Raw genomic sequence first — 19,509 nt, 5'->3', positions numbered from 1 at the left:
GTTGGCGCGCCGGTCAGTGCAGCAGCCCGGCGGCGCGCAAGGCGTCGTTGATGACGCCGGCCACACCGCCCGCGCGCTGCGGAGTGGGAGGCGTGACCCGGGTCAGCCTCGGGCGCGCCTCGCCGGTCGAAAGGGCAGGGGCGAGACCCCAGAAGGCGGCGATCCGGCGCGTCGACGAAATGCCGACGTCGAGCATGAACGGCGCGGGCATGCCGCACGCCTCCGGTCCGTGCGCGGCGATCGGCGTGCCATGGCCCATGCCGTGGATGCGATGATCCTCCAGCACCAGCCGCCCGCCGGCGTCGCGCCAGCCGCGATAGGCGCGCTGGCCTTCGCTGGTGCGGATCGCCGGTTCGGCGGACAGGTCGTGCATCGCGCGCCATTGCGTCAGCAGCGCCTCGGCATTGACGGGATCGACGGTGGCGTCGGCATCGCCGTGCCAGACCGACAGCGTCGGCCAGCCGCCGCCGTGCCGCGATGCCTGATGCGCGAGCCGGCCGAGCGCGGCGGCGTCGGGCATGTTCTGCCCGCGCATCCGTTCGAGCGCCTGCATCACCCCCGAAGCGGTGCCATAGGGCAGGCCGCCAAGGATCGCGCCGCCGGCGAACAGCTCGGGATAGGTGGCGAGCATCACCGCCGCCATCGCGCCGCCCGCCGACAGGCCGGTGACGAACACCCGTGCCGGATCGACATCATGATCCGCGCTGACCGCGGCGATCATCTCGCGGATCGAAAACGCCTCGCCGTGATCGTGGCTGACATCCTCGGGCGCGAACCAGTTGAAGCAGAGATTGGGATTGTTGGCGCGCTGCTGTTCCGGGAAGAGCAGCACGAAGCCCTGCGCATCGGCGAGCTGCGACCAGCCCGATCCGGCATCATAGCCGGCGGCGGTCTGCGTGCAGCCGTGCAAGACGACGACGAGCGCCGGGCGGGCGGGCACCGTCGCCGGCACATAGACGCGCGCGCGCAGGTTGCCGGGATTGCGGCCGAAGCCGGGGCGGTCGCCCAGCCGGTCGACCCCGTCGGACGACGGCATCCGTTGCGCCTGCTCGGCGGCGAGCCGGGCGATCGTGTCTGACAAACGACGCATGCGCGCACTCCGAAAGGGACAGGATCGCCACCCGACGTGTGATGCTGCAATGCACAATATGGCGTGGGCGTCAGCGATAGCAAGGAAGCCGCCGTATCTTCTCGCGGCGACTGCCTTTCCTGCGACGCTCAGCGGACGATCAGGTCGATTTCGCTGCCGCCGCCGGGCGCGGCGCTGGCGTAGACGACATAGGCCGAGTCGCCGCGCGTGCCGCCGAGCACGTGTTGCGCGCCCGAGGCCTGATGGTCGACGCTATAGCCGGCGCGGCTGACGCGCGCATTGTACCAGTCGAGGATGCGCCCGACCGGGGCGCTGCTGGTGAAGCTGACGGCGCGAAGGCCGCAGGCATCGTTGCCCGCCGCCTCGCGTACCCGCGCATCGGGGTAGAGCGGCACCGCCGCGGGCAGCCGGTTCGCCCAGCCCGCCGAATAGGTGACACGCTGCGCACAGGCCGCCTGTCCCGCCGACTGGCGCTTGGCGAGCTCGCCGAGCGTCAGGGCGCCGTCGGCGGCCCGGCATCGCGGGCAGTCGCGTCCGGCGGCGGGGGTCGGCTTGAGGTCGGCGGCGGCGACGTGGTCGCTGGTCGGGACGACCGGCTCGGGCGGCGCCGACAGCGGATCGGGGCGGCTCGGCGGCCGGACGACGTTGGTGTTGGCGCTTTGCGTCAGCGCCGGGTCGACCATGATCTGGTCGCGCAGCGCCGCGGTCAGCGTCGGATCGGCCTGATTGCCCGATCCCGCGGTCAGCTCGCGGTCGAGGCTGTCGAGATCCTGCTGCGAGGCGGGCGGCTTGCTGCACGCCGCCAGCGCGAGCGTCAGCAGGAGGAGGGCGGGGCGGGCGGTCACCCCCTTGTCATGGCGCAGCAGCGGTTAAGGCGCCACCGGCATGTGCGGTTAACAGAACGTCACGCGGCGGTGGCTTGTCCCGTGCGGGGACGGCAGCCATATCGTCGCCATGCTCAACATCGTCTCCATCGCCCTCGGTCTGGTCACGCTGACGCTTGGGTTGGTCGCCTTCATTCCGCTGCTCGGCTGGATGAACTGGATCGTCATCCCGATCGGCATCGTCGGCGTGGCGGTCGGCGCATTGTCCTCGTCCAACGGCGGACGCAACCTCAACCTCGTGCTGATCGTGATCTTCGCGATCCGGCTGAGCCTGGGCGGCGGGATCTTCTAACGCTGGTCTAACCCTCGTCGGGTGGGGCGACGGGCTCGGTCTCGACCGCCGTTGCCGCCTCGTCTTCGGGCGTCACCGTCTGCGGCCGATCGCGGAGAGCGGCGCGTCGGTCGCGGCGCAGATCATCGGCGGTGTCATGGCGGTCGCCGTGACGCGCGCGCAGATCGGCGCGGGGATCGTCGTCGCGGCTGTCGTGATCGAGATAATCGCCGCGATGCGCGCGCAGGTCGCCGCGCGGATCATTGTCGGCCAGCGTGTGCGCCCGCAACGGGTATAGGATGATCGTATCGCCGTCGCGCACCTGTCCGGGCGACAGGGCAAGTGCTTCATCGACTCCGGGCAGGGCCGCGAAACCGACGGCGGCGAGGATCAACGGACGCATCGGACCATCCCTGTGGCGGATGGCCGATCGTATACCGTCGGTCGGATCGGTCGACAATGGTCCCCCGGCCGCGGTCGCGGCCGGGAGAGCCCGGCTCAGCCGAAGGTCGTGTCGAGCGTAATGTCGCAGTCGAGCACCTTCGACACCGGGCAGCCCGCCTTCGCCTCATTGGCGATACGCTCGAATTCGGCGCGGTCGAGGCCCTCGACATGACCGGTCAGCGTCAGCGCGGACTTGGTGATGGTGAAGCCGTCGCCATCCTTGTCGAGCGTCACCTTGGCGTCGGTCTTGAGATTGCCCTGGCTATGGCCGGCGCCGGCGAGCGCGAAGGCGAGCGCCATCGTGAAGCAACCGGCATGGGCGGCGGCGATCAGCTCCTCGGGGTTGGTGCCGGGGCCATCCTCGAACCGGGTGTTGAAACCATATTGCGCGTCGGACAGGATACCCGATTGCGTCGAGATCTTGCCCTTGCCTTCTTTGCCAAGGCCTTCGTAGCTCGCCGAAGCGCTGCGCGACACCATCTTCTGTCTCCAATTGGGAAAGGTCCGGTTGCGATACGCAGAAGGGGCGCCGCGAGTTGCCCCGCGACGCCCCTGCCGATCGAATTAGCTGCGGCTTAGCGGCAGCGACGCTTGCCGCCGCGGTCGATCTCACGACCGAGCAGACCACCCGCTACCGCGCCGCCGAGCGTGCCGACCGTGCGGTCGCCGCGCGTGTCGATCGTGCGGCCGAGCAGCGCACCGCCGACCGCGCCGACCACCGCGCCGGTGGTGCCGTCGGGCTTCTTGCAGCGCAGACGGCCGCGATCGTCGCGCCATTCGCGATACTTGTGGCGCTGCGCATCCGCCTTGGAGACGGGGATCGCCATCGTCGCCGGGACCACCATTGCCGCACAGCCCATCGCCAGCATCAAACTCCGCATTCTACTACTCCCGTGGTTCGAAAATCATGTTGCAACAACGTCATCCTGTTAGGCGCGGTTGCATGAACCTGAAACAACGTTCCGTTCAGGAAACGATTTCGGTATCGGCCTCCGCCGTGCGCCGCTTGCGATAGCGGTCGGCGAGCAGCGCCGCGCCGAGGACGAAGCCGCCCGGTGCGAGCAGGATGACGGCGGCGAGCCCGATCTGGGTTTTGGTGATACGCATCCGTCCGGACGTAGCGGCCGGTGATGAACGACGGATGAGGGCGGCCTAGAACTTCGTCTTGAAGTGCAGCATCGCCCGCGGTGCGCTCTTGCCGTCGGGCATCGTGCCCTGTTCGGCCTGTGCCGCCATGTCGACCGTGCCGATCGTCGTGCGGGCGCGGATCGGCCGTTCGGCGTAGCGCGTCGGATCGAGCCGAGGGAGCCGGTCGGCGGTGCGGTCGCGCCCGCAGACGACGATATCGCCCCGTGCGTCCTCCGTCCCGCACGGCACCGCCGCCGTCGCGGGCGCGACCGGGCGCATGTCGGCGGGCAGGGGCGGACCCGCGACCGGCAGGCTCTGCAACGCCATCATCACCGCCAGCCGCATCCCGATCGCCTCCCGACGACGGCGATGCTGCCGAGGGATTGCGGCAAAGGCGTGACGGCTGCTTCGGTAGACCGCAGCGGTTCGGAATTGAAAAGGTTCACGCGGAGGCGCGGAGATGTGGCTTGCGGGGAGGTCCTCCCGATTCCTTGGTCGGAGAGGAGATGCCGCTGACGCGGCGGGCGCGACGCCGCGTGGGGTCCTATCCGCTGGCGGACAGTCCCCCGACCCTAGCGATAGTTGAAGCTGATGCTAATCCGTTCGCCCTTGGCGGCATTGGCGACCACCTCGTGCCGCAGCCAGCTTTCCCACAGGAAGACGCTGCCCGGCTGCGGTGCGGCATAGACGAAGGTGGCGTGATCCTCACCCGCGTCGGCGCGGCGGGTCGGTGCCGCCATCATCATCGCCAGCCGCGGGTCCTCGAGCTTGAGCGCGCCGGCGCCCGGCGGCGTCGCGATATAGAGCGTGCCGCTCACCGCGCTGTGCGGATGGATATGGCCCGAATGCGTGCCGCCCGGCTTGAGCACGTTGACCCACAGGCTGTCGAGCTTGAGCCGCCGCCCGCCGAGGTCGAAGGCACAGGCTTCGGCAAAGCGCGCGACATGCTTGTTGAGCAGCCGGACGAGGTCGGCGAAGCGCGGATCGCGCGCCGGCAGATCGTTGAGCGAGGCATAGGAGGTATAGCCGCGATAGCCATGCGCCTTCGACCAGGCGACGCCGGCGCGATCCTCGCGTGCGAGATCGTGGCACGCCTCCTCGAGTTCGGCGAGCAGCGCGGCATCGCCGAGATCGTCCTCGTAGAAGCGCGTGGCGAAGAGCGAGCGGACGGTCATGCCGCGAGCCGCATCGCGACATCGTTCATAAAGCGGACGTCGTCACCCGCGGCGAGCCACGGCGCCTCCGCACCGATCGCGCCGAGCATGTCGGCGAGCGGATCGAGCTCCGCCTTGGCGTAATTGCCGAGGACATAGCCGGTGACGCGATCCTTGTGGCCGGGATGGCCGATGCCGATCCGCACCCGCCGGAACTCGGGGCCGAGATGCTGGTCGGTCGAGCGCAGCCCGTTGTGCCCGGCGGTGCCGCCGCCGCGCTTCACCTTGACCTTGAACGGCGCGAGATCGAGCTCGTCGTGGAAGACGGTGAGCGCGTCGGGTTCGAGCTTGTAGAAGCGCAACGCCTCGCCGATCGCGCGGCCGCTGTCATTCATGAAGGTGGCGGGCTTGAGCAGCAGCACCTTCTGGTTGCCGACGCGGCCTTCCTGCGTCCAGCCCTGGAACTGCTTCCGGACCGGCGCGAAGCCGTGCATGTCGGCGATCAGGTCGATCGCCATGAAGCCGACATTGTGGCGGTGCATCGCATATTGCGGCCCCGGATTGCCGAGCCCGGCCCAGATCTGCATGGGAAATCCTTCTTCGCTGGCGGCCTCTTAGGCGAGGCCGTCGCCCGCGTCATCCGTGCGTTCGGCAAGGCTGCCGCGTGTCGCGGCGGCGGGGGAGCGGGCCGGCACCGTCATCAGGCACGCAGCAGCCGCTCGGTATCCTCATGCGCCTGTTGCAGCAGCACGATGGTGGCGTCGCGCGCGGCGGCGGGATCGCTGGCCGCGATCGCGTCGAACAGCCGGCGGTGCTGCGGCATCGAATCGCGCGGGCGGCGGCGGTCGCGGAACTTGAAGATCGTCGTCCAGCGCACCGCCGAACCGATGCTGCCCGACAGGCTGACCAGCAGTTCGTTGTCGGTCGCTTCGAGGATGACGTTGTGGAAACACTGGTCGGCGGCCTGGCCCTCGGCGGTGTCGAGCCCGAGCGACGCCATCCGCAGCAGCGCCTCGTCCATCCGCGCCAGCTGATCGGCGCTGCGGTAGCGCGCGGCGAGTTCGGCGGCGGCGGGCTCGACGATCATGCGCAGCTGGAACAGGCTGCGCACGAAGGCGGCGGGCGGTTCGCCCTCGAACATCCAGGCGAGGACGTCGGGGTCGAGCAGATTCCACAGGCTGCGCTCGCGCACCCGCGTGCCGGACTTGGGCCGGCTTTCGACCAGCCCCTTGGCGGAGAGCATGCGCAGCGATTCCCGCACCACGCTGCGCGACACGCCGCGCCGGCCGGCGATGTCGATCTCGCCGGGGATGACGCTGCCGGGCGGATACTGTCCGGTGACGATGGCGATGCCGAGGTCGCGGGCGATCAAACTGTGCGCGGGTTCGCGCCGTTCACCCTTGACCATGCGTTCTCCCTTCTATGTCTGACAAGCGTTAAGCGTCCCGTCGCCGCTTGGGAAGCCTTGGCGCGTCCCGGCATCCGGGCTAGCGCATCCGCCATGGCCGTTACCGACATCGCCACGCGCACCTGGGATCACAATTGGCGGCTCGATCCGATCGTGCGCAGCCTGCTCGACACCGATTTCTACAAATTGCTGATGCTGCAGATGATCCGCCATCTGCACAGCGATACGCAGGCGACCTTCCGGCTGATCAACCGCAGCACCGGCGTGCGACTCGCCGAGGTGATCGACGAGGCGGAGCTGCGCGCGCAGCTCGATCATGCCCGCACCGTCCGCTTCGCCAAGAAGGAGCTGATCTGGCTTGCCGGCAACAGCTTCTACGGCAAGCAGCGCATGTTCGCGCCCGACTTCATCCAGTGGCTGGGCGATTTCCAGCTGCCGCCCTACCATCTGCACCGCGTCGACGGACAGTTCGAGCTGACCTTCGACGGGCCGTGGACGCATACGACGATGTGGGAGATCCCCGCGCTGGCGATCGTCAACGAACTGCGCGCACGCGCCGCGCTGCGCGACAAGGGCCGGTTCGCGCTCGACGTCCTCTATGCCCGCGCCAAGGCGAAATTGTGGGAGAAGGTCGAGCGGTTGCGCGCGCTGCCCGATCTGGTGATCTCCGATTTCGGCACGCGCCGCCGCCACGGCTTCCTGTGGCAGCGCTGGTGCGTCGAGGCGTTGAAGGAGGGGTTGGGCAGCCGCTTCATCGGCTCGTCCAACGTGCTGCTCGCGATGGACAATGATCTGGAGGCGATCGGCACCAACGCGCACGAGCTGCCGATGGTGATGGCCGCGCTCGCCGACGACGATGCCGGCGTCGCGGCCGCGCCCTATCGCGTGCTGCAGGAATGGCAGGCGCATTACGACGGCAATCTGCGCGTCGTGCTGCCCGATGCCTTCGGCACCACCGCCTTCCTGCGCGATGCTCCCGACTGGGTGGCGAACTGGACCGGCTTCCGCCCCGACAGCGCGCCGCCGATTCCCGCGGGCGAGCAGATCATCGCCTGGTGGCAGGCGCACGGCCAGGACCCGCGCGACAAGCTGCTGATCTTCTCCGACGGCATGGATGTCGACAGTATCGAGCGCGTCTATCGCCATTTCCACGGCCGGGTGCGGATGAGCTTCGGCTGGGGCACCAATCTGACCAACGACTTCCGCGGCTGCGACCCCGATGGCGCGGCGGGGCTCGAACCGATCTCGCTCGTCGCCAAGGTGACGCGTGCCGACGGCCGCCCGGCGGTCAAACTGTCCGACAATCCCGCCAAGGCGACCGGCGAACCGGACGAGATCGCCCGTTACCTGCGCATCTTCGGCGCGGACGGGCATAAGGAAAGCGCGGTGCACGTATGACGCCTCCGATCGACATCCTCGCGCTGTCACCGCTGCCCGATACGCTCGCGCCGTCGCTCGCCGGGCGATATGCCACCCATATCGGGCTCGACGATGCGCCGTGCGATCGGGTCCGCGCGCTGGTCGGGGGCGGGGCGATGCAGGTGGATGCGGCGCTGCTCGCGCGGCTGCCGGCGCTGGAGATCGTCGCGATCCACGGCGTCGGCCATGACGGCGTCGATCAGGCGGCGCTGGCGGCGCGCGGCATCCGCCTTGCGATCACTGCGGGAACGCTGACCGAGGATGTCGCCGATCTGGCGATCGGGCTGTGGCTGGCGGTCGAGCGGCGGATCGTCGCCAATGATCGCGCGGTGCGCGGCGGCGGCTGGGACGTGCCGCTCGCCCGGCGCGCGACCGGACGGCGGATCGGCATCTTCGGGCTCGGCGCGATCGGTCGGGCGATCGCCGCGCGTGCCGCGCCCTTCGCCGCCGACCTGATCTACACCGCGCGCAGTGCCAAGGACGTGCCGTGGCGCTTCGTCGCCGATCTTACGACGCTGGCGGCGGAGAGCGACGTGCTGTTCCTCGCCGCCGCGGCCGGTCGCGAGACGCATCATGCGGTCGATGCCGCGGTGCTCGCCGCGCTCGGGCGGCAGGGCGTTCTGGTCAACGTCGCGCGCGGGGCGCTGGTCGATCAGGATGCGCTGATCGCCGCGCTCGCCGAGGGGAGGATCGCCGGCGCCGGCCTCGATGTCTTCGCCGACGAGCCGACGGTGCCCGCCGCGCTGCACCGGGACGATGTCGTCCTGTCGCCGCATCAAGGCTCGGCGACCGTCGCGGCGCGCGGCGCGATGGCGGCGATGGTCGTCGCCAATCTCGACGCGCATTTTGCCGGAGACCGGCCGCCGGGGCTAATCGACTGATTTGGCTGGACGCTTGCAGGCCGCTACAGGCGGTCCGATGCAAGCTGTGATCCTCAGTGCGGGCATCGGTTCGCGGTTGCTGCCGCTGACCCGCGAAATCCCCAAATGCCTGGTCGAGGTCGGCGGGCGCTCGATCCTCGACCATCAGCTCGACGCGCTGCACGCCGCGGGGGTCGAGCGGGCGGTGATCGTCGGCGGCTATCGCTATCGCCAGATCGGCGCGCATCTCGCGCAGGCACGGCCGCCGCTGCCGGTCCGGCTGGTATTCAACCCCTTCTGGGCGGTGGCGAGCAGCATCGGCAGCGTGTGGATGGCGCGCGACCAGCTCGATGCGCCCTTCTGCCTGCTCAACGGCGATACCGTCTTCGCCGCCGATCTGCTCGCCGCGGCGCTGGCGGCGCCGGGCGAGGGCGTCGGACTGCTCGTCGAGCGGCTCGGCGAGGCGGAGCCGGACGACATGCTCGTCACCGTCGCCAATGGCGGCATCTGCGCGGTCGCCAAGGATCTGGCGCTCGACGTCGCGACGCATCGCTCGCTGGGCGTGATCGTCTCGCACGGCGGCGACGCCTATGCGCAGGCGCTCGAACGCGTCATCGCCCGGCCCGACGGGATCGACGCCTTCCATCATGCGGTGATCGCCGAGCTTGCCGGCTATGCGCCGGTCCGCGCGATCGTCGCGGGCGAGGGGGCGTGGCAGGAGATCGACCGCCCCGCCGATATCGCCGCCTGGACCGGGCGCGGCGGATGAGCGCCGATGTCGCCTTCCTGTTCCTCGGCGAGACGCTGCTGATCCCGCACCTCTATCCGGTGGTGGAGGCGTTGCGCGCGGCGGCGCCCGATCTGCGCGTCGATTGCTGGGTGGCGACGTCGATGCACGAGGCGTTGCTCGGCGAGTGGCTTGGTCCGGCGCCGGGGCTGCGCATCCGCCGCGCGCCGGGCTTCCGCGATCTCGGCGACTGGCCGGCCGGGCGCAATCCGCCGCTGCCCGCCAAGCTGCCGTTGCTCGCCCGGCTCGCGCCGCGGCTGTGGCGCACGCGCGTCGTCGTCTCCGCCGAACAGACCAGCCTGTGGATTCCGGCGCTGCTGCCGGTGCCCAGCCGCTACGTCAACATCCTCCATGGCGCCGGATCGATGATGAATCGGGACGACCGCCGGCGCAAGGCGGCGCGGCTGACCATCGTCGCCGCGGAGCGCGAACGTGCGGCGCTGGCGGCGCATGGCGTCGACCCCGCGGCGATCGCCGTCACAGGCTATATCAAGGCGGGCTTCGACCGGCGGCAGGGCGCGGCGCTGCGCTTCGCGGCAGACCGGCCGAAGCTGCTCTATGCGCCGCACTGGCAGCGGCATCGGTCGTCCTGGTGGGACTGGGGCGCGGCGGCGGTCGAGGCGATCGTCGCGTCGGGCCGCTTCAACCTGATCTTCGCACCGCACCAGCGGCTGGTCGAGACCGCGCCCGACGTGCGCGACGTCGCCGCGGCGCTGGCAGGACGCGGCGACGTCCACGTCGACCTCGACAGTTTCGCGATGGTCGACGGCAGCTATACCGCCGCGGCCGACCTCTATCTCGGCGATACGTCGAGCCAGGTCGTCGAATATCTGATGCGGCCGCGCCCGTGCGTCTTCCTCGACCCGCGCGGCGTCGCCTGGGCGGGCGATCCCAGCTACGACATGTGGCGCGCGGGCGAAGTGGTGACTGAGCGCGCCGCGCTGTTGCCGGCGCTCGACCGCGCCGGTGCGCGGCATGGCGACTATCTGGCTGCGCAACGCGCGTTCGCGGCCGAATCGCTCGGCGATACGAGCGGGGCGGCGCCGGCGCGGGCGGCCGCGGCGGTGCTGGCGGTGCTGCGCGGCTAGCCGGATCGTGACACTGTCGCTATCCGGCGGAAATGGTTCCCGATCCTTCTACCTTGCCGACCGTCGTCCCGGTCGGCGACAATCCGACGCCGATCTGGGGCATGTCGGTCGCCGAACGGCTGCGGCGGATCGTCGCGGCGCGCGGCCTGCGCAACGGCGAGGCCGGCGGGGGGGCGGTGCTGCTCGCCAACCTCACCTTCGTCTTCGATCCGTCGTGGCTGCCGCATCTGCTCGCCCGGCCGGGGACGATCCTGACCCGCGACGGCGTGCCGGTGCTCGCGCATGTCGCGGCGGCGGACGCCGACCGGATCGCCGCGGCGATGCGCGCGGATCAGCCGGTCGCGCCTGGCGGCCTCGCGGTGATCGCGGCCGAGGATGAGGCGGGGATCTTCAACGAGGCGCTGCGCAAGCGCGAACGTCCCTTCGCCGAGCGGCTGACCCCGGCGAGCGTGCCCGCGATCGAGCGCGCCAGCTATGTCGGCGCGTACAAGGGCGTCACCGACCTGCTCACCAAATATCTGTGGCCGGAATGGGCCCTGTGGCTGACGCGGCGCTGCGCCCGTGCCGGCATCTCGCCCAATCAGGTGACCGCGATCGGCTCCCTGCTGTGCATCGTCGCGACCGTCGCCTTCTGGTACGGCTGGTTCTGGAGCGGTCTGGCGATCGGCCTCGTCTTCATGGTGCTCGACACCGTCGACGGCAAATTGGCGCGCTGCACGATCACCTCCTCGGCGCTCGGCAATGCCTGGGACCATGGCGTCGACCTCGTCCATCCGCCCTTCTGGTGGTGGGCCTGGGCGACGGGCTGCGCGGCCTATGGCCGGCCGCTGTCGCACGATGCCTTCGTCGCGGTGATCGCCGCGATGCTGTTCGGCTATGTCGCGCAGCGGCTGATCGAGGGCGCGTTCATCGCCCGGTTCGGCATGCACATCCATGTCTGGGAACGGTTCGACAGCCGCTTCCGCCTCGTCACCGCGCGGCGCAACCCGAATATGGTGATCCTGTTCGCCGGGCTGCTGATCGGCCGGCCCGACTGGGGCATCATCGCGGTCGCGGCGTGGACGATGCTGTCGCTCGTCGTCCATCTCGTCCGCCTCGTCCAGGCGATGGCGGCGAAGGCGCGCGGGCGGAGGATCGTCAGCTGGCTGGCGTGAGTTCCGACGACGCCGGACCGGATGCGCCGCGGCTGTTTCCCGGCGGGCCGATGCGGGCGATCGCGCGCAATCTCGGCTGGATGCTGGCGAGCCGCGGCGTGCTCGCCGTGCTCAGCCTCGTCTATCTGGCGATCGTGACGCGCACGCTCGGCGTCTCGGGCTTCGGCCGCTTCGCGCTGATCACCGGCGCGAGCCAGGCGCTCGCCACCGTGGTCGGCTTCCAGACGTGGCAGATCATCGTCCGCTACGGCACCGGCCACCTCGATCCCGGCGGCGAGACGCGGCTGGCGCGGCTGTTCAGGGCGTGCGGGCTGCTCGATCTCGGCAGCGCGATCCTCGGCGTCATCCTCGCCGCGGTGATCATCCGCATCTGGGGCGAGCCGCTCGGCGTCCGCCCGGTGCATATGCGCGCGACGATGCTGTTCACCATCGCGCAACTGCTGTCGATCCGCTCGACCCCGCTCGGCATCCTGCGGCTGCGCGACCGTTTCTCCTTCGCCGCGGCGGCGGACAGCGTGACGCCGGTGATGCGGCTGATCGGTGCGGTCGCCGCCGCGGTGCTGCTGCCGAGCGTCACCGGCTTCCTGATCGCCTGGGGGCTGGCCGAGGTGCTGACCGCCGCGGCCTATTGGGCGGCCCTGGCGCGGACCGGCGACCTCAAATTGCTGTTCGCGCGCGGCATCGGCGTGCGCGACGTCGTTCGCGATCATCCCGGCATCGTCCGCTTCTCGCTCGCCACCAACGCCAGTTCGTCGCTCGGCCTGTCGAGCAAGCAGATCCCGCTGCTGCTCGTCGGCGGCACCGTCGGCACCGCATCGGCGGGTGCGTTCCGACTCGCGCTGCAACTCGCGCAGGCGCTGACCAAGGTGTCGCAGCTGCTCGCCCGCGCCGCCTTTCCGGAAATCGTCCGCGCGGTCGCGGCGGGCGGGCTCGCGCGGGTGCGGCGGATGATCCTGCGCTCGTTCCTGATGGCGACGGTGGTCGGTGCGGTCGCCTTCCTGCTCGTCGTGCTGCTCGGTCATCCGGTGCTGACGCTGATGGGCGGCAAGGCGTTCGGCCGGGCCTATCCGATCCTGCTGTGGCTCGCCGCGGCGGGGTGCATCGATCTCGTCACCGTCGGCTTCGAGCCGTTGCTGCTCGCCGCCAACCGGATCGGCGCGACCTTCGTCGCGCGCGTCGTCGGCATCGTCGCGCTGTTCGGCATCAGCTTCTGGCTGAGCCCGTCGCTCGAGGTGATCGGCGTGTCGATCGCGGTGCTGGTCAACGCGCTCGTCGTCGCGCTGTTGCTCGGCCTGGCGACGCAAAGCTTGCTCCGGGTGAAACCAAGCGCCGCCGACTGAGTTGGCCCAGTCCCGACTGCGTCAGCGAAAATATCACACCGTTCCAGAGCTTTTTATCGTAACGGCCGTAATCCTGCCCCTTTCGTCTGTGACAGTTTGGTGAAAATTGCATGACAAGGATTGCAGATTGGCGACGCGGATCGAACGACGGTGGACGGGGCAGGCGATAGGATCGGCCGGCGCGGCGCTGTTGCGGCGCTCGGCGCCGGCCTGTCTGCCGCGGCCGGAGCGCGCGCCCGTCGCGCCCGCATCGGCACCGTTGCTGGTCGGCGTCATCGCCAACGGGCGCAGCCATCGCAACCTCAAGCACGGCATGCGGCTCGATCACTGGCCCGACGTTGCCTATGACGCGCCCGAGACGTTCGAGGCGCTGGAGGCGACGCTGCGCGACTATGCGGCGCGCGACATCGGCCTGCTGGTGGTCAACGGCGGCGACGGCACGTTGCGCGACGTCTTGACCGCCGCGGCGCGGGTGTTCGAGACGCTGCCGGCGATGGCGATCATCCCCTCGGGCAAGACCAACGCGCTGGCGCTCGATCTCGGCATCCCGCAGGACTGGACGGTGCGCGACGCGATCGCCGCGGCGCGGGCCGGACGCTTCGTCACCCGCGCCCCGATCGAGGTGCTGCGCGGCGACGATCCGTGCCCGGCGGCGCGTGGCTTCCTGTTCGGCATGGGCGGCTTCGTCCGCGCCACCGAACTCGCGCAGAGCACGCATCGCGTCGGCGCGTTCAACGGCATCGCGGTGGCGCTGTCGCTCGGCTGGAGCATGGCGCAGACGCTGTTCGGCGGCGCCGGCAACGTGTGGCGGCGCGGTACGACGATCCGCCTCGGCGAGGACGGCGCGACCCCGGCGACGCGGCAGCTCTACCTGCTGCTCTGCTCGACGCTCGAACGCCTGCCGCTCGGCATCAAGCCGTTCGGCCGCCCGCGCCCCGGCCTCAAGCTGCTCACCGTCGAGGCGCCGCCGCGGCATCTGCTCCGCATCCTCCCCGCGATCCTCAACGGCACACGGGGCAGCAAGGCGGTGGCGCAGGATTTCACGCGCAGCGACCCGGCCGTCATGCACGTCACCGCCGGCGAGGGCTTCATCCTCGACGGCGAACTTTACGAGGGCGGCGAGCTGACCCTGCGCGCGGGAGAGCCGATCCGGTTCGCCGCCGCGTGACGCAGACGCTGCTGTCGTTCGTCGCCGACGAGCTCGACGCGGCGGTCAGCGCCCCCGTGGCCGCCGCGGCGGAGGCGGTGACGCGGCGGCTCGGCGGCGTCGCGGTGCTGTTCTACGGATCGGTGCTGCGGACCGGCGATCTCGACGGCGTGCTCGATTTCTACGTCCTGACGCCGCGCCTGCGCGGCTGGGGCTTGCGCACGCTGGCGACGCGCACGTTATGGCCCGACGTGAGCTTCCACGAGGTCGAGGTCGACGGCATCATGATCCGCGCCAAGGTGGCGACGCTGCCGCTCGACATCTTCTGCCGCGCGGTCGAGGGGCGGAGCGTCGACACGACGATCTGGACGCGCTTCGCGCAGCCCGCGGCGCTGATCTGGGCGGCCGATGCGCGGGTGCGCGACCGCGTCGTCCGCGCCGTCGCTTATGCCACGGCGACCGCGGCGCGCTTCGCCGCGGTGCTGGGGCCGCAGCATGGCGCCCCGGCGGATTTTTGGCTCGCGCTGTTCCGCCAGACCTATTCCGCCGAGCTGCGCGTCGAGGCGCCGGGGCGCGAGCGGCAGATCCTCGCCTTCGTACCCGAACGCTTCGACCGGCTGCTGCCGCTCGCCTGGCAGGGCGCCGGGATCGGCCATCGCCGACAGGGCGGCGACTATGCGCCGATCGTCGCCGAACGCGACGTGCGCGCGACGCTCGCTGCCTGGTGGCTGCGCCAGCGGCTCGGCAAGTGGCTCAACGTCGCGCGGCTGGTCAAGGCGGCCTTCACCTTCGAAGGCGCGGGGGCCTATGGCCTGTGGAAGCTGCGTCGTCACACCGGCGTCGACCTGCCGCTGACCCGCTGGCGCGAACGTCATCCGATCCTCGCCGCGCCGGGCGTGATGTGGCGGGTGTGGCAGGCGCGGGCATGAGCTTCAACGCGCTGGTGCTCGCCGGATCGCGCGGCGGCGTCGATCCGCTCGCCGCTTATGCCGGGGTCAGCGACAAGGCGCTGATCGTCATCGACGGCGAAACGATGCTCGCGCGGGTGATCGGGGCCTTGCGCGCGGCGGGAGCGGCGCGGATCGCGGTTTCCGCCAACGCCCCGGCGGTCCGTGCCGAGGCGCTGCGGCTTGATGCCGAACCGATCGACGCCGCCGCCGGGCCGAGCCGCAGCACGTTGCTCGGGCTGGAGGCGCTCGGCGCGCCGCTGCTCGTCACCACCGCGGATCATGCGTTGCTGCGGCCCGAGTGGATCGCCGACTTCCGCGCCGATACGCCCGCCGATGCGGACGTTGCGGCGCTGCTCGCCCGGCGCGCGCTGATCGTCCGCGATGCGCCGCCGACCCGGCGCACCTATCTGCGCTTCGCCGACGGTGGCTGGTCGGGCTGCAACCTCTTCCTGCTCCAGACCCCGGCGGCCGCAGCGGCGCTGCAGCTGTGGATGGCGGTGGAGCAGGACCGCAAGCGGCCGTGGCGGATCGTCCGGCGGCTCGGCCCGGCGACGCTGCTGCGCTATGTCACCGGGCGATTGACGCTCGATGCGGCGCTGGCGCGGCTCGGCGCGCAGGTCGGCGTGCGCGCCGCGGCGGTGGCGGCGCGACACGGGCTCGCCGCGGTGGATGTCGACACACCCGCCGATCTCGATCTCGTCCGGACGCTGGTCGCGCGCGGCTGAGCCGTCAGCCCCAGTCGACGACTGCCCAGCCACGCTGCTCGGCGACGCGGCGCAGGGCGGCATGCGGATTGACCGCCACCGCCGCATCCGCCCAGGCGAGGCTCGGCACGTCGGTGACGTGATCCGAATAGCAGCGCACCTCCGCCTGCGCGCGGTCGATGCCCTGTTCGGCGAACCAGGCCTCGATCATCGCGAGCTTGGCGGGGCCGTAGCAATTGCCCCCCTCGATCCGCGGCAGCAGGTTGCCGTGCGTGTCGGTCGCGGTGCGGGTGGCGATCAGCGCATCGGCATCGACCGCCTGCGCGATCGCCTTGGCATAGAAGCGATAGGCGGCGGTGGCGATGACGATGCGAAAGCCCGCGGCGCGATCCGCGGCGATCTGCGCGCGCGCGCCGGGGCGGATCTGCGCCGGGCCGAAGCGCGCGACCCATGCCGCCGCCAGCGCCTCGGCGCGCGCCGGCGACAATCTGCCGAGCGCCGCGCGATGCATCACCTGCTTCAGCCGGTCCCGGTGGAGCAGCCCGGCCGCGCGCAGCCCCGCCGCGCCGAGCACCAGCGGCAGCGCCGTCAGCCGCCACGGCGCATGGCGCAGCACCGCGTGGAGCAGGAACGGCGTCCAAGTCGGCGCGCGGGTGATCGTGCGATCGAGATCGTAGATCGCGATCCGCCGGCGCGGCGATGCGGGGGAATCTGTCGGAGCCATGACGCGGCGATGACAAGCGAAGGTGGCAAGCGCGTGGCAGTGTAGAAGCTGTTGCAGGACATTCACCTGCGCGCTACGCGCGAGCTTCCATGCGGTCCTATCAGCCTTCGTCGGACCGTCGCCGGGCGATCTCGCTGACGCTGACGATCCTCGCGCATCTGCTCATCGCCTTTCTGCTGTGGCGGCTCGCCCCGGTGCTCGACCAGACCAAGGAGCCGGGCCGCTCGCTCACCGTCAACATGCTGCCGGTCGGCGACGCCGAATCGACCGCGACGAAGAGCGAGAAGGCGCCCGCGCGCGCCGCCGCCAAGGCGAGCCGCCGCACCGCGCCCGAGCCGCCCGCCGCGCCCAAGACGCCGGCGCCCGATGCCTCCGTGCCGCCGCCGGTCGATACGCCGTTCCCGGGCTATCTGGTGCTCAACAAGAATGATTTCGCCGCCTCCGACGTCGGCAAGATGCCGTCGCGCAAATCGGGCGGCAGCGCCGGCAAGCAACTCGCCGCGGCGGACGGCGCGGGCGACGGCGATGCCGGGGATTCGAGCGCCGCGGCGGGGACGGGCCCGGGCGGCCAGCGGCTGTACAACGCCGAATGGTATGTCGAGCCGGCGCAGTCGCAACTGTCGCCCTATCTGCCGCCCAACGTCCCCAAGGGTGCCTGGGCGGAAATCGCGTGCCGCACCGCTGCCCGATATGCGGTGGAGGATTGCGTCCAGCTCGGCGATTCGCAGCCCGGATCGGGCCTCGCCCGCGCGATCCGCGAGGCGGCGTGGCAGTTCAAGGTCCGCCCGCCGCGGATCAACGGCACGCCGCAGGTCGGCGCCTGGGTGCGCATCCGGATCAGCTTCACCAAGTGATCGGAAGTGGCTTGCACGCGGAGTCGCTGCATAAGGGTGCAGCCCTATCTTCCTCTTCGACCGGTTACAGCGCACAATCTGCCCTTCTGCACACCCCCTCCGCGCCTCCGCGCCTCCGCGTGAACCGAATTTCTTAGCGTCTTCGCGTGATGTAGGTTCCGCCAGCGGGTGGGCAGCCGGCGGATGGTTCACGCGGAGGCGCGGAGGCGCGGAGGGATTGGATCGTTTCAGATGGTGCTTGGCAGAGCGTCGCTGCAAATCGCCGTCGTTACCCCCGCTCGCGCGCGCGGCGATAGGTGCCGAGCAGGCGCAGCCATTTGGAATGGAAGCCGAGTTCCTCCATCGCGCGGTCGAAGGCGGGATCGCCGGGCTTGCCCTCGACATCGGCGTAGAATTCGGTCGCCGCGAACGAGCCCGACCGCTGGTAGCTTTCCAGCTTGGTCATGTTGACGCCGTTGGTCGCGAAGCCGCCCATCGCCTTGTAGAGTGCGGCTGGGACGTTCTTCACCTCGAAGATCAGCGTCGTCATCCACGGCCCGTCGCCCGCCGGCGGCTTGCCGCCGCGCGCCAGCACGACGAAGCGCGTGGTGTTGTGATCCGCATCGGCGATGTCGACCGCAAGCAGGTTGAGCCCGTACAACGCCGCCGCGCCCGGCGGGGCAAGCGCGGCGATGGCGGGATCGCGCCGCTCCGCGACGAAGGCGGCGGCGCCTGCGGTATCGGGGTAGGAGACCTGGTGGATGCCGTGCGCCTTCAACCAGTGCCGGCACTGGCCGAGTGCCTGCGGGTGGCTCATCGCCTCCCGCACCGCGTCGCGAGCGCCGCTGCCCATCAGCGCGTGGCGGATCGGCAGGAAATGTTCGCCGGTGATCACCAGCCCCGATTCCGGCAGCAGGAAGTGGATGTCGGCGACGCGGCCGTGCAGCGAATTTTCGATCGGGATCATCGCGCAGTCGGCGCGGCCGTCGCGGACCGCGTCGATCGCATCTTCGAAGGTGAAGCAGGGCAGCGGCAGGCCGTCCGGAAAGGCTTGCATCACCGCGACATGGCTGTTCGCGCCGGGTGCGCCCTGAAAGGCGACGGCGCGGTCGGGTCGGGCGGCGGCGGCGGCGGTCATCGCGGCGACGATCGGGCGGGCGGGGGCGGCGTAGGTCTCCATCGACCGGCGGCGGTAGAGCGGGCGGCGGGCGGCAGCAAGCGCGCGCTTGCGGAGGGGTTCGCCGTTTCCTATGGGTTCATGGCGCAGAGCAGAACATAGGGGCAGCGTTAGGCAGATGGATAACCGCATCAACACGATCGCCGGGTGGACTCTGGCAGCCTGCGGGGTTGCGCTCGGTCTGTCGATCGTCGGCGGCATGGCCTTCCACAGCGAGCGCCCCGAAAAGCTCGGCTATGCGATCGAGGGCGTCGAGGCCGAGGGCGGCGCGGGCGGCGGTGCCGCCGAGGTGCCGATCGCGACCTTGCTGCCGACGGCGGACGTCGCCAAGGGCGCGGAAGTCTTCAAGAAATGCGCCGCCTGCCATACCGCGACGCAGGGCGGCGCGAACGGCATCGGCCCCAATCTCTATGCGACGCTGGGTGAGCCGATCGGCCAGGGCAAGGGCGGCTTCGCCTTCTCCGACGCGCTGAAGGGCGTCGGCGGTAACTGGGATTTCGACAAGATGAACGCGTGGCTGACCAGCCCACGCAAATTCGCGCCCGGGACCAAGATGACCTTCGCCGGCCTCGGCAATCCGCAGGATCGCGCCAACGTCATCGCCTATCTCAACTCGCAGGGTTCGAACCTGCCGCTGCCCGCCGCGCCCGCCGCCGGTGCCGCGCCGGCCAAGCCGGACGCCAAGGCGCCGGAGGGCAAGGATTCGGTAACCAACACCGATGCGGTCAACAATCTCGCCAACACCGGCACGCCGGCATCGGGCGCGCCGTCGATCGGCCCCAACGCCGCCAAGGAAGGCGCGAAGGCGGGGAAGTAAGCCTCGGGCGTCTCGCCCCTGGCCTTACCCTGCGGCGCTGCGCGCCTTACCCCTTCTCCCGCTGGGAGAGGGGGAAGACGGCGAAGCCGGCGCGGGGTGAGGGCAGGGCGAGCCGGTCGTGAAAGAGGTG

24 protein-coding genes are annotated in these 19,509 nt (G+C 70.6%); 12 read left to right on the top strand and 12 right to left on the bottom strand.

Translation table 11 applies throughout. The features are described from left to right. Positions 1 to 13: 13 nt before the first annotated feature. Both BW41_RS11060 and BW41_RS11055 read right to left on the bottom strand, forming a co-directional pair. A complete protein-coding gene (locus tag BW41_RS11060; protein ID WP_037534440.1) occupies positions 14 to 1,090 on the bottom strand; it encodes an extracellular catalytic domain type 1 short-chain-length polyhydroxyalkanoate depolymerase in 1,077 nt (358 codons plus the stop codon). 128 nt (positions 1,091 to 1,218) lie between these two features. Next, the gene (locus BW41_RS11055; RefSeq protein ID WP_037534438.1) at positions 1,219 to 1,935 is read right to left on the bottom strand and encodes a hypothetical protein; all 717 of its coding nucleotides are present in this window, start codon (positions 1,933 to 1,935) and stop codon (positions 1,219 to 1,221) included. Positions 1,936 to 2,044: 109 nt separating this feature from the next. Between BW41_RS11055 and BW41_RS11050 the strand changes: the two genes are divergently transcribed. Then, a complete protein-coding gene (locus tag BW41_RS11050) occupies positions 2,045 to 2,266 on the top strand; it encodes a hypothetical protein (protein ID WP_037534436.1) in 222 nt (73 codons plus the stop codon). Between the two features lie 7 nt (positions 2,267 to 2,273). Here BW41_RS11050 and BW41_RS11045 read toward each other — a convergent pair whose 3' ends face one another. From BW41_RS11045 to BW41_RS11015, 8 genes are all read right to left on the bottom strand, one after another. Further along, positions 2,274 to 2,648, bottom strand: a complete 375-nt coding sequence (locus tag BW41_RS11045) for a hypothetical protein (protein WP_037534434.1) — start codon at positions 2,646 to 2,648, stop codon at positions 2,274 to 2,276. Positions 2,649 to 2,743: 95 nt separating this feature from the next. Next, the gene (locus tag BW41_RS11040; RefSeq protein ID WP_037534432.1) at positions 2,744 to 3,169 is read right to left on the bottom strand and encodes an OsmC family protein; all 426 of its coding nucleotides are present in this window, start codon (positions 3,167 to 3,169) and stop codon (positions 2,744 to 2,746) included. A 95-nt stretch (positions 3,170 to 3,264) separates the two neighbouring features. After that, positions 3,265 to 3,570 (bottom strand): glycine zipper 2TM domain-containing protein, encoded by a 306-nt coding sequence (locus tag BW41_RS11035; protein WP_037534430.1) that lies wholly within the window; start codon positions 3,568 to 3,570, stop codon positions 3,265 to 3,267. Between the two features lie 85 nt (positions 3,571 to 3,655). After that, positions 3,656 to 3,796, bottom strand: coding sequence for a hypothetical protein (locus BW41_RS21575; RefSeq protein ID WP_200870404.1), 141 nt, complete (start codon positions 3,794 to 3,796; stop codon positions 3,656 to 3,658). A 45-nt stretch (positions 3,797 to 3,841) separates the two neighbouring features. Continuing rightward, positions 3,842 to 4,162 carry a hypothetical protein gene (locus BW41_RS11030; protein ID WP_037534429.1) on the bottom strand — a complete coding sequence of 107 codons (321 nt, stop codon included), beginning with the start codon at positions 4,160 to 4,162 and terminating at the stop codon, positions 3,842 to 3,844. Positions 4,163 to 4,389: 227 nt separating this feature from the next. Further along, entirely contained in the window at positions 4,390 to 4,992 is a 603-nt protein-coding gene (locus BW41_RS11025) for a TIGR02466 family protein (RefSeq protein WP_037534427.1), read from the bottom strand. Further along, complete coding sequence (gene pth, locus BW41_RS11020; protein ID WP_037534426.1) at positions 4,989 to 5,558, bottom strand: aminoacyl-tRNA hydrolase; 570 nt, start codon at positions 5,556 to 5,558, stop codon at positions 4,989 to 4,991. The genes BW41_RS11025 and pth overlap by 4 nt, the downstream gene beginning before the upstream one ends. 113 nt (positions 5,559 to 5,671) lie before the next feature. Beyond that, positions 5,672 to 6,379, bottom strand: coding sequence for a FadR/GntR family transcriptional regulator (locus tag BW41_RS11015; protein WP_037534424.1), 708 nt, complete (start codon positions 6,377 to 6,379; stop codon positions 5,672 to 5,674). A gap of 93 nt (positions 6,380 to 6,472) precedes the next feature. Between BW41_RS11015 and pncB the strand changes: the two genes are divergently transcribed. The 9 genes from pncB (at position 6,473) to BW41_RS10970 (ending at position 15,849) form a co-directional block, all read left to right on the top strand. Continuing rightward, positions 6,473 to 7,777, top strand: coding sequence for a nicotinate phosphoribosyltransferase (pncB, locus tag BW41_RS11010; protein WP_037534422.1), 1,305 nt, complete (start codon positions 6,473 to 6,475; stop codon positions 7,775 to 7,777). After that, a complete protein-coding gene (locus BW41_RS11005; RefSeq protein ID WP_037534420.1) occupies positions 7,774 to 8,679 on the top strand; it encodes an NAD(P)-dependent oxidoreductase in 906 nt (301 codons plus the stop codon). Before pncB ends, BW41_RS11005 begins: the two co-directional genes overlap by 4 nt. A 37-nt stretch (positions 8,680 to 8,716) precedes the next feature. Beyond that, positions 8,717 to 9,427 (top strand): phosphocholine cytidylyltransferase family protein, encoded by a 711-nt coding sequence (locus tag BW41_RS11000; protein WP_037534418.1) that lies wholly within the window; start codon positions 8,717 to 8,719, stop codon positions 9,425 to 9,427. Further along, complete coding sequence (locus tag BW41_RS10995) at positions 9,424 to 10,533, top strand: hypothetical protein (protein WP_037534416.1); 1,110 nt, start codon at positions 9,424 to 9,426, stop codon at positions 10,531 to 10,533. The genes BW41_RS11000 and BW41_RS10995 overlap by 4 nt, the downstream gene beginning before the upstream one ends. Before the next feature lie 32 nt (positions 10,534 to 10,565). Continuing rightward, positions 10,566 to 11,687 (top strand): CDP-alcohol phosphatidyltransferase family protein, encoded by a 1,122-nt coding sequence (locus BW41_RS10990; RefSeq protein WP_037534414.1) that lies wholly within the window; start codon positions 10,566 to 10,568, stop codon positions 11,685 to 11,687. Beyond that, the gene (locus BW41_RS10985) at positions 11,684 to 13,027 is read left to right on the top strand and encodes a lipopolysaccharide biosynthesis protein (RefSeq protein WP_235199733.1); all 1,344 of its coding nucleotides are present in this window, start codon (positions 11,684 to 11,686) and stop codon (positions 13,025 to 13,027) included. Before BW41_RS10990 ends, BW41_RS10985 begins: the two co-directional genes overlap by 4 nt. A gap of 127 nt (positions 13,028 to 13,154) precedes the next feature. After that, positions 13,155 to 14,195, top strand: a complete 1,041-nt coding sequence (locus BW41_RS10980; protein WP_051583443.1) for a diacylglycerol/lipid kinase family protein — start codon at positions 13,155 to 13,157, stop codon at positions 14,193 to 14,195. Then, the gene (locus BW41_RS10975) at positions 14,192 to 15,103 is read left to right on the top strand and encodes a hypothetical protein (RefSeq protein WP_037534412.1); all 912 of its coding nucleotides are present in this window, start codon (positions 14,192 to 14,194) and stop codon (positions 15,101 to 15,103) included. Before BW41_RS10980 ends, BW41_RS10975 begins: the two co-directional genes overlap by 4 nt. Beyond that, on the top strand, positions 15,100 to 15,849 hold the full coding sequence (locus tag BW41_RS10970) for an NTP transferase domain-containing protein (RefSeq protein ID WP_037534723.1): 750 nt from the start codon (positions 15,100 to 15,102) through the stop codon (positions 15,847 to 15,849). The genes BW41_RS10975 and BW41_RS10970 overlap by 4 nt, the downstream gene beginning before the upstream one ends. 4 nt (positions 15,850 to 15,853) lie before the next feature. Here the strand turns inward: BW41_RS10970 and BW41_RS10965 are convergent, their stop codons facing one another. After that, positions 15,854 to 16,552, bottom strand: coding sequence for an HAD family hydrolase (locus tag BW41_RS10965; protein WP_051583442.1), 699 nt, complete (start codon positions 16,550 to 16,552; stop codon positions 15,854 to 15,856). An 89-nt stretch (positions 16,553 to 16,641) separates the two neighbouring features. Between BW41_RS10965 and BW41_RS10960 the strand changes: the two genes are divergently transcribed. After that, on the top strand, positions 16,642 to 17,406 hold the full coding sequence (locus BW41_RS10960) for a hypothetical protein (RefSeq protein WP_037534409.1): 765 nt from the start codon (positions 16,642 to 16,644) through the stop codon (positions 17,404 to 17,406). Positions 17,407 to 17,674: 268 nt separating this feature from the next. Here the strand turns inward: BW41_RS10960 and BW41_RS10955 are convergent, their stop codons facing one another. Beyond that, complete coding sequence (locus BW41_RS10955) at positions 17,675 to 18,565, bottom strand: prephenate dehydratase (RefSeq protein ID WP_037534407.1); 891 nt, start codon at positions 18,563 to 18,565, stop codon at positions 17,675 to 17,677. Between the two features lie 115 nt (positions 18,566 to 18,680). Here BW41_RS10955 and BW41_RS10950 point away from each other — a divergent pair, with 115 nt between their 5' ends. Next, positions 18,681 to 19,379 carry a c-type cytochrome gene (locus BW41_RS10950; protein WP_037534404.1) on the top strand — a complete coding sequence of 233 codons (699 nt, stop codon included), beginning with the start codon at positions 18,681 to 18,683 and terminating at the stop codon, positions 19,377 to 19,379. The last annotated feature ends 130 nt before the right edge of the window (positions 19,380 to 19,509 follow it).

The organism is Sphingomonas sp. RIT328, assembly GCF_000632225.1.
Classification (GTDB): domain Bacteria; phylum Pseudomonadota; class Alphaproteobacteria; order Sphingomonadales; family Sphingomonadaceae; genus Sphingomonas; species Sphingomonas kyungheensis.
Note: the sequence above shows the minus strand (reverse complement) of the source record. Positions and strands in the feature narration are given on the sequence as shown.